We start from the raw sequence: 8,961 nt of genomic DNA, 5'->3' as shown, positions 1-8,961 counted from the left end.
GAGGCCGGCCGGGATGGAATGCGGGGCGGGCAAAAGGGGTTCTCATCATGAGCAAGAAGAAAGAGCCGCAATACAAGATTGGCGGCATGCGCGGTATCCTCATCTATCTCTTCGGTCTATCGGGCATCATCAACATTCTGGCGCTGACCGGCGCCTTCTACATGCTGCAGATCTATGACCGGGCGCTGACCAGCGGCAGCATCTCGACACTGGTGGCGCTCTCGGTTCTGGCGGTCGGGCTTTACCTGTTCCAGGGTCTGTTCGACGTCATCCGTTCGCAGATCCTGGTGCGTCTCGGCGCTCGGCTCGACGCGGAACTGGCACCGCTCGCCCACAAGGTGGTGATCGAAATGCCGCGCTTCGGCTATTCGACGGCGGAGGCGACGGAACGCGGCCGCGATGTCGACACGCTGCGCGGCTTTCTCGCCGGCCAGGGACCGATGGCGCTGTTCGACCTGCCCTGGATCCCGATCTATCTCGCCTTCGTCTGGCTGCTGCATCCAATGCTCGGCTACCTCACGCTCGGCGGCGCCTTGGTTCTGGCGCTGCTGACGGTGATTGCCGAGGTCATGACGCGGCGCCATTCCAGCCCGACGATCAAGGCCTCGGTGGCGCGCAGCTCGATTGCCGAGAGCAATGCCCGCAACAGCGACGTGCTGCACGCAATGGGCATGACCGGCCGGGCCGTGGCGCGCTTCGAGAAGGCCAACCGCCGCCACCTCGACTGTCAGACCAAAACCTCCGACATCGGCGGCACCTTGTCGGGCCTGTCGAAGGTGCTGCGCATGATCCTGCAATCGGCGATCCTCGGGCTCGGCGCCTATCTGGCGATCCGCGGACAGATGTCGGCCGGCTCGATCATTGCCTCGTCGATCGTGACCGCCCGGGCGCTGGCGCCGGTCGACCTGGCAATCGCGCAGTGGAAGGGCGTCGTTGCCGCCCGCCGCAGCTTTCACCGCCTCAACGAGACGCTCGGCGTGCTCGACGAACGCAGCGGCAATCTTGACCTACCGGCGCCGCAGCAGAGCCTTAGCCTCGACAAGGTGACGACGGTCGCGCCTTCGACAGGTGCTGTGCTTCTGAGCGAGGTGAGCCTGGAACTGAAGGCCGGCCAGGCCGTGGGGCTGATCGGCCCGTCCGGTGGCGGCAAGACCACACTCGCCCGCACCATACTCGGCATCTGGCCGGTGCTGCGCGGGGCCGTGCGCATCGACGGCGCCGATCTCAGCCAGTGGCCGGAGGGGCTGTTCAACCAGCATGTCGGCTACCTGCCGCAGGACGTGGCGCTGATGGATGGCACCGTGTCCGACAATATCTCGCGCTTCGCCGAAGCGCCGAATGCGCGGGCGATCATCCGCGCCGCCAAGGCCGCCGGCATTCACGAGATGATCGTGCATCTGCCAAACGGCTACCAGACCGAGCTTGGTCCCCATGGAACGGCCCTGTCCGCGGGCCAGAGACAGCGCATCGCCTTGGCACGCGCGCTCTATGGAGACCCTTTTCTCGTGGTGCTCGACGAGCCCAACTCCAACCTCGATGCCGAAGGCGAGGAAGCGCTCAACCGGGCGATCCTCAATGTACGCGAGCGCGGCGGCATCGTCGTCATCGTCGCACATCGCCCGAGCGCGCTGCAGACGGTCGACATGATCGGCCTGGTGCAAGGCGGTCGGTTGGTCGCCTTCGGTCCGAAGGAGGAGATCCTGCCGTCGCAGAAGACCCGGCCATTGGTGGTCGAAAAGACGCGGCGCGCGGATGCTGGCGGGCAACCGCCGCACCGGGTGTCGGCGGCGGCCGAGTGAGAGACCTTGAGAGGTTCGGCCGCAGGCCGAGGAGGATGTCATGGACGAAAAGCTCATCCTGAAGCGCCCCGACAGTCAGCAGGCGATCGCGCCGATGAACCGGTACGCGATCGCCGACAAGCCCGAGCGCAAGCGTGGGCGGCTGGTACTGTCGGCGCTGTTCCTCGGCGCACTCGGTTCGGTGTTCGGCAGCAAGGAAGGCGAAAGCGAACCGGCAAAGCACGAACCGGATCCCGCACCTGTCGGGCCCGGCCAGCCGAGCGACCTGCTCGACATGTCAGGGGCGCTCGGGGCGATCGAGGATGCCGCCGCCTACGTTCAGGCGCTGCTGCAAGACCTGGCGTTTCCGGACGAAGCCATCCCGGCAAAGCTCGGTCGCCTGCGCTCATCGGTGCGGCTTGCCTTCGATGACGGCCAGCCCACGACCGACCTCATCGACGAGCGGCCCTACAAGACAAGCGCACGCCCCGCCAACGACAACGGCCCGCTGGATTTCGACTTCCCCGCTCTGGCGTCCTTCGGTAGTTCGCCACCCGGCGGCGAGGAGGGCGATGATGATGATGATGATGACGGTGGTAGCCCGGGCGATGACGACGACGATGACGATGACGATGACGAGCCCGGTGGTCCTGGTGGTCCCGGCGATGGTGACGATGACGACGACGGCAGTGCTCGCAGCAATCGCCTGCCTGTTGTCACCGGACGCAATGTGCTCGCCAACGGCCTGATGAACCTCTCGGCCGTCATCCTGTTGAACGACCTGCTCGCCAACACGGTCGATCCGGACGGCGACGGGCTGTCGATCGCCAACCTGACGGTATCCAATGGTTCGATCCGCTCCTACGGCGAGGGCATGTGGCTCTATACGCCGGAGCGTGGCGATCTCGGCGAAGTCACCTTCACCTATTCGGTTTCGGATGGCACCGGCCGTACCGTCAATGGCGCGTCGATGACGCTGATGGACTGGCCGGCGAACGAGATCCGCGGCACCAACGGCGACGACGTGATGCGCGGCACGCCGCAGAAGGACATCATCGCGGCCCTTGGCGGTGACGACATCGTCTATGGCCGCGAGTCCGACGACATCATCCTCGGCGGCAGCGGCGACGACACGCTGCTCGGCGGCGATGGCAACGACACGCTTTATGGTGAAGCCGGCAACGACCGCCTCTTTGGCGGGCGCGGCAACGACATCCTGTTCGGCGGGGCAGGGGACGATCATCTCTATGGCGAGGAGGGAGACGATATCCTGCTTGGCGAGGCCGGCGACGACTATCTCTCCGGCGGTGCTGGCAACGATCGCCTGTTTGGCGAGGAGGGTCGCGATGTACTCGATGGCGATGCCGGCAACGATCTCGTCGACGGCGGGGCCGGTAACGACCGGCTGACCGGCGGTTCCGGCGAGGATACAGTGCTTGCCGGAGGCGGCGACGACGTCATCGTCACCGGCCTTGCCGCCGAGGAAGCGCGCAGCGCATCGCCGCCCGCCAATGACGGTAACGACCGCTATTCCGGTGGCGAAGGCCATGACACGCTCGACGCCAGCACCGCACAGGACACGGTTGTCATCGACCTCGCCGCAGGCACTGCGACAGGTACGGAAATCGGCTCCGATACGATCGAGAGCATCGAAAGCGTGATCGGCGGTTCCGGCGACGACCGGATCACCGGCGACGAGCGTTGCAACACACTGATCGGCAAGGACGGCAACGACGTGATTGCCGGAAATGCCGGCGACGACACGCTGATTGGCGGCAAGGGTGACGATGTCGTCTCCGGAGGCGCCGGCAACGACACGATCCTGGTGCTCGCCTTCGATGGCAGCGGCGACGCTGACGATGACGGCGATGACACCTATAGCGGCGGCGATGGCATCGACACGCTCGATCTGTCCGCGCTGGTGCAGGCGGTTCTCGCCGATATGGAGACCGGCATCGCCGAGGGCGAGGAGATCGGCGAGGATCGCATCGAAGACTTCGAGATCATCGTCGGCGGGCGCGGCAACGACCGGATTTCCGGCAGTCGCGGCGACGACATGCTATTTGGCGGAAACGGAGACGACAGGCTGCGTGGCCGCGACGGCGATGACGTGCTCGTCGGCGGTGCCGGCGACGACGAACTGAAGGGCGAGGATGGCAACGATACCTTCGTCGTGGTCCTCCTGCCCGGTACCGACGACGGAGACGATTCGATCGACGGCGGTGATGGCGTTGATCGCTACGATGCCTCCGCAGCCACGCAGGCCGTGGTGATCGATCTCGACCGCGGCATTGCCACGGGCGTCGAGATCGGCAACGACAGCCTGAGTTCCGTCGAAACCGCGATCGGCGGCAAGGGCGACGACATCGTCGTCGCCAGCAACGCCGTCAACTTCCTGGCCGGAGGTGCTGGGGCGGATATCTTCGTCTTCCGCAGCCTCGCCGCTCTTGCCAATGGCGGGGAGGGGCGCGATGAGATCCGCGACTTCCAGGTCGGCGATCGCATCGACCTGTCGAAGATTGCCGAAGCCATCGGCGGCCTCGTCTTTGCGCCCTTTGCCGACGACGGCAGCCCGGCGCCGGTCAACCGCATCACCTTCTATCACGAGACTTTCAGCGACAGCGAGCGCACGGTCGTGCGCGCCGTCATCGATCTCGAGCGCGATGAGGACCTCGAGTTCCTGATCGCCGGCCGCCACGCGCTGACCGAGCAGGACTTCATTCTCGCCGCCATCGAGACGGCCGGGGAGCAGCAGAGAGACGCCGTCTAAGCAATCGCAAACACACCACCCGCATCAACCAGAGTTGTCACGCGTTACCGGGAGAAGGCCATGATCAGCAGAGAGAACGAGAGCAGGACCAACAAGGCCGAAGACAAGATCGCAAAGGGCAGCAGCCAGTTCGGCATCACCTCGCGCATCGTCGTCTCCGCCGCCTTTGCCGCAACCCTGCTCTTCGGCGTCGGTGGGTGGGCCGCCCACGCCCGGCTTTCCGGGGCTGTCATCACGCAAGGCCAGGTCGCCATCTCCCAGCAGGTCAAGCTCATCCAGCACCGTGACGGCGGTATCGTCTCCGAGATTGCGGTGCGCAACGGCGACCAGGTCAGGAAGGGCGACGTGCTCATCCGTCTGGACGAAACACAGACCCGGGTGGAGCTTGCGATCGTGCGCGGCCAATTGCAACAGTTCTACGCTATGCGCGCTCGGTTGAAGGCCGAGCGGGATGGCGAGACCGTTGTTTCTTTCGACGGCCTCGATGTCAGCGAGGTGCTGAAGGTCAGCGAACTCAAGCTGTTTGAGGCCAACCGCCGGATGATCACCAGCCAGGAAGAGCAGATGCGCCTGCAGATCACCCAGCTCGAGGAGCAGATCCGCGGCCTCAAGGCCCAGACCGGCTCGAGCGACGCCGAAAGGGAAATCGTCGAGAAGGAAATCGCCAAGCTCGAGACCTTGCTGAAGAGCGGTCTGGTGCCGGTCTCCGAACACCGCGACCTCCTGCGGCAGATGGCTCGCATCGATGGATCCAAGGGCGAACTCGTCGCGCGGATCGCAGAAGCAGTCGGGCAGATCAGCGAACTGCGCATCAAACTGCTCGCCATCGACCAGAACATCCGCAAGGAAACCCAGACCCAGATCGTCGGCATCGAGGCCAAGATCGCCGAACTCAGCGAGCGCGAGGTCGCCGCCCGCGACCGACTGTCGCGCATGGTGGTGCGCGCCCCTGTCGACGGTCTCGTCTACGACCTGCAGGTCCACACGATCGGCGGCATCATCGCCCCCGGCGCCAGCGTGATGTCGATCGTGCCCGAGGACGATGATCTTACTGTCGAAATCCGCATCCCGCCGGCCGACATCGACCGCATCGCACCGGGCCGGGCCAGCCGCCTGCGCTTCACCGTCTTCAACCAGCGTACGACCCCGGAACTCGATGGCCGGGTCGGTGTGGTCGCCGCCGCAACGACGATCGATCGCGCCACCGGACAGCCCTACTATCTCGCCACGGTCGACATCACCCAGGCGCTGGACAAGCTCGGCGACCGCAAGCTGATGCCGGGCATGCCGGTCGAAGTCTATGTCCAGACGGACGAGCGCACGGCCATCTCCTATCTGACGAAGCCCTTCACCGACCAAATGCTTCGAGCCTTCCGCGAGGAGTGACGTTTACTTCATCACCGGAAGCTACCGCACTTTGCCCCGGAAGAGGGGCGTTGCCGGAGAGGCGACCGCGCACGGTCGCCTTATCTTGAGCGTGTCTATCAGAGTCACGCCTTGTGTACCTTTTCCCCTGGAAAACCGGCCCGCAGGTCGGCAATCACGAATTGCATGGTCGCGGGAAATAAATCTTCACTTGCCGCTCTGCTTCCGATAATGCGCGAGGGTCTGCGCATAGAACCTGCGCGCATGAGGAGAACCATCTTGAATGTCGATGAGAAGCTGGAACCAATTCTGACGGAAGTACTGAGGCGCAACGCCGGCGAGCTGGAATTTCACCAGGCCGTACGCGAAGTGCTTGAAAGTCTGGGGCGTGTCATTGCCAAGCACCCGCGCTATGCGGAACAGGCCCTTATAGAAAGGATCTGCGAACCGGAGCGGCAGATCATCTTCAGGGTGCCTTGGGTCGATGACGCCGGGCAGGTACAGATCAACCGCGGTTTCCGCGTCCAATTCAACTCGGCGCTTGGGCCCTACAAGGGCGGGATACGTTTTCACCCTTCCGTCAACGTCGGGATCATCAAGTTCCTCGGTTTCGAGCAGACCTTCAAGAACGCCCTGACGGGCATGCCGATCGGCGGCGGCAAGGGCGGTTCGGACTTCAATCCGAGGGGCCGTTCGGATGGGGAAATCATGCGATTTTGCCAGTCGTTCATGACCGAGCTTCATCGACACCTGGGCGAATATACCGACGTTCCTGCCGGCGATATCGGCGTCGGAGGCCGGGAGATCGGCTACATGTTCGGCCAATACAAGCGGCTCACCAACCGGTACGAGGCCGGCGTGCTGACAGGCAAGGCGCTGATCTACGGCGGCTCGCGTGCGCGCAAGGAGGCAACGGGTTTCGGCGCGACCTACTTCGTCCAGCGGATGCTCAGCACCAAGGGCCTCGATTTCGAAGGCAAGCGCGTGACCGTATCGGGATCCGGAAACGTCGCCATCTACACCATGGAAAAGGTTGCGGAGTTCGGCGGCAAGATCGTCGCGTGCTCCGACTCCAACGGTTATGTCGTCGATGAGCACGGGATCGATCTCGAACTGGTCAAGCAGATCAAGGAGGTTCGCCGCGAGCGGATATCCGAGTATGCCAGGCTGAAAGGCTCCAGGGCGCATTACGTCGAGGGCGGCTCCGTCTGGGACGTTCCTTGCGATGTCGCGATGCCCTCGGCGACGCAGAACGAGCTGACGGGCAAGGATGCCCGCACCCTGGTAAAGAACGGCGTTATCGCAGTGGGTGAGGGGGCAAACATGCCGTCGACCCCCGAAGCGGTTCGCATCTTTCAGGATGCAGGGGTCATGTTTGCCCCTGGCAAGGCCGCCAATGCGGGCGGTGTTGCGACATCGGCTCTTGAGATGCAGCAGAACGCCTCACGCGACAGCTGGACGTTCGAGCAGACCGAAACGCGGCTTGCCATCATCATGCAATCGATCCACGACCGTTGCGCCGAGACCGCCGAGGAATACGGAAACCCCGGCGATTACGTGCTCGGAGCCAACATTGCCGGCTTCGTCCGGGTCGCCGAAGCCATGGACGCGCTCGGCGTGATCTAATGCTTCAATCTGTCGGGAGCCAGCTTGCGCTGGCTTCCTTCGACAATTCGGCTCGGGCCTGAGGACGCTGAAGATTGGTCCCGATCTCGCGGGGACATACCCGTGCCGCCCGCCAATGCGGATCGCGAGACGGCAACTAGAGCCAATTCGGCGAAGGTTGAATTTATGAGGCGACGAGACCGTCGAAAACCTCGAGCATGGCCTCACTGATCGCCTTGCCGAGGGCAGCCGCGGTTTGCGACAGAGCTTCTTCGTCTGCGCCCTGGGCTGCGATTGCGAAGGCTGCGCCTTCTCCCGTCACGATTTCCTGTGCGCGCTGAATGGCCCAAAGGGCAAAGTCGTTTCGATCGCTGATTTCTACCGTTTCCATGGTGTCCTCTGATTGTCGGCGTGGAAGAATTCTTGTGGCTTTGCCGGGTGGCCGAGAACCCGGGGTCGGCTTCATAACCGGTTGGCCCATCTGCCCGTCAACGGCATCGCTGCCAAAGCCCTAGAACCGGAAGCAGGGTGCTTTGAAGCCTTAAATGGCATCCGGGCTATCCGCTCATTTCTGTCGACTGTCAATCCGCAGTCGATGCCGCTTTGCAATTGGCTTGCCTTATCAGAGGCTTCGGGTCATCTTTTGAGAGATGTCGGCCTGCGTTGCGCAGCTGAAGTTGACAATCGTAAGCGCCTGTTTGCGGAGCATCTTTTAGCTTACGTCCCGCCTTCAACGCTTATCCGGCGCGCGCTCGACGACCGACCGAGCCACCACGCGCCCTTTAGCCGATCTTCAGGGTAGCTCGAAAACGACATGTCTTAGGAAGATGCCGAACATACGGTTCGCACGGTCATAGCGTGCGGCCGGATCGACGCCGCACCGCCAGTGCTGCCCCGATCCAGCAACCGGCGAACCTGCGGGTGCTCAGCTCCAGCACGTGCGCCGGCGACATCAGCGTCATGCGTCCGGCGATCACATTCGACAAAACCTCAATCCGCTGCAGATCGCGCTCGCTCATCGCAATCAATCCCATCCGCAATCTCCCAGCTCATCAAAACCCGGGGAGAGTGACATTCCAACTTTGCAGGATCAGGACGCTCTAACTTTGCGGTGGTGGTTCCAGATTGAATGCAATGATCGCGAGAAACCTACATGCTTTGACCCCTCATAGCCAACAGGTACTGGCTGAAGATCTCCTTCGGCGTCTGGAGCCCCAGGCACTTGCGCGGGTGGTGTAGCTTCCGGTAGCGCCGACGCCGGTCCTCAGCCATCTGTTGAGCCGTCACGTGCCAATAGCCCTCGGCAATGCGGACTTCACGATCGTGCCAGAAACTCCGTCGTAGCTCGCGGCAGATGGTCGAACGGTCGCGACGAAGCGTCCGCGCGATCTCCGCCTGGCTGATCTTATTCTCCATGCATCCGAGCAATGACGCGGCGTTCAT

The 8,961-nt window shown here is 63.4% G+C and carries 6 protein-coding genes and 1 pseudogene; 4 read left to right on the top strand and 3 right to left on the bottom strand.

Features of this window, described 5'->3' with window-relative positions; translation table 11 throughout:
- Window positions 1–47 precede the first annotated feature (47 nt).
- The 4 genes from JVX98_RS00855 (at window position 48) to gdhA (ending at window position 7,539) form a co-directional block, all read left to right on the top strand.
- Window positions 48–1,799, top strand: coding sequence for a type I secretion system permease/ATPase (locus tag JVX98_RS00855; protein ID WP_205236540.1), 1,752 nt, complete (start codon window positions 48–50; stop codon window positions 1,797–1,799).
- 40 nt (window positions 1,800–1,839) lie between these two features.
- Window positions 1,840–4,548, top strand: coding sequence for a calcium-binding protein (locus tag JVX98_RS32605; protein WP_205236539.1), 2,709 nt, complete (start codon window positions 1,840–1,842; stop codon window positions 4,546–4,548).
- 60 nt (window positions 4,549–4,608) lie between these two features.
- Window positions 4,609–5,934: an HlyD family type I secretion periplasmic adaptor subunit gene (locus tag JVX98_RS00845; RefSeq protein ID WP_205236538.1), complete on the top strand. Its 1,326-nt coding sequence runs from the start codon at window positions 4,609–4,611 to the stop codon at window positions 5,932–5,934.
- 258 nt (window positions 5,935–6,192) lie between these two features.
- A complete protein-coding gene (gene gdhA, locus JVX98_RS00840) occupies window positions 6,193–7,539 on the top strand; it encodes an NADP-specific glutamate dehydrogenase (protein ID WP_205236537.1) in 1,347 nt (448 codons plus the stop codon).
- A gap of 163 nt (window positions 7,540–7,702) precedes the next feature.
- On the opposite strand, the gene JVX98_RS00835 is transcribed toward gdhA, so the two are convergent.
- The 3 genes and pseudogenes from JVX98_RS00835 to JVX98_RS00825 form a co-directional block, all read right to left on the bottom strand.
- Complete coding sequence (locus JVX98_RS00835; RefSeq protein WP_043612491.1) at window positions 7,703–7,909, bottom strand: hypothetical protein; 207 nt, start codon at window positions 7,907–7,909, stop codon at window positions 7,703–7,705.
- A gap of 461 nt (window positions 7,910–8,370) precedes the next feature.
- Window positions 8,371–8,552 (bottom strand): annotated as a pseudogene (locus JVX98_RS00830) (ISNCY family transposase); the annotation flags it as partial.
- 115 nt (window positions 8,553–8,667) lie between these two features.
- Window positions 8,668–8,934: a helix-turn-helix domain-containing protein gene (locus tag JVX98_RS00825; RefSeq protein WP_246764881.1), complete on the bottom strand. Its 267-nt coding sequence runs from the start codon at window positions 8,932–8,934 to the stop codon at window positions 8,668–8,670.
- Window positions 8,935–8,961: the final 27 nt, after the last annotated feature.

Origin of the sequence: Ensifer sp. PDNC004, from assembly GCF_016919405.1 — a bacterium.
Classification (GTDB): Bacteria; Pseudomonadota; Alphaproteobacteria; order Rhizobiales; family Rhizobiaceae; genus Ensifer.
Note: the sequence above shows the minus strand (reverse complement) of the source record. Positions and strands in the feature narration are given on the sequence as shown.

Excerpts from the sequence above, each read along its gene's own strand:
- JVX98_RS00855 (WP_205236540.1), top strand. The coding sequence starts at position 48 with ATGAGCAAGAAGAAAGAGCCGCAATACAAGATTGGCGGCATGCGCGGT.
- JVX98_RS32605 (WP_205236539.1), top strand. The coding sequence starts at position 1,840 with ATGGACGAAAAGCTCATCCTGAAGCGCCCCGACAGTCAGCAGGCGATC.
- JVX98_RS00845 (WP_205236538.1), top strand. The coding sequence starts at position 4,609 with ATGATCAGCAGAGAGAACGAGAGCAGGACCAACAAGGCCGAAGACAAG.
- JVX98_RS00835 (WP_043612491.1), bottom strand. The coding sequence starts at position 7,909 with ATGGAAACGGTAGAAATCAGCGATCGAAACGACTTTGCCCTTTGGGCC.
- JVX98_RS00825 (WP_246764881.1), bottom strand. The coding sequence starts at position 8,934 with ATGGAGAATAAGATCAGCCAGGCGGAGATCGCGCGGACGCTTCGTCGC.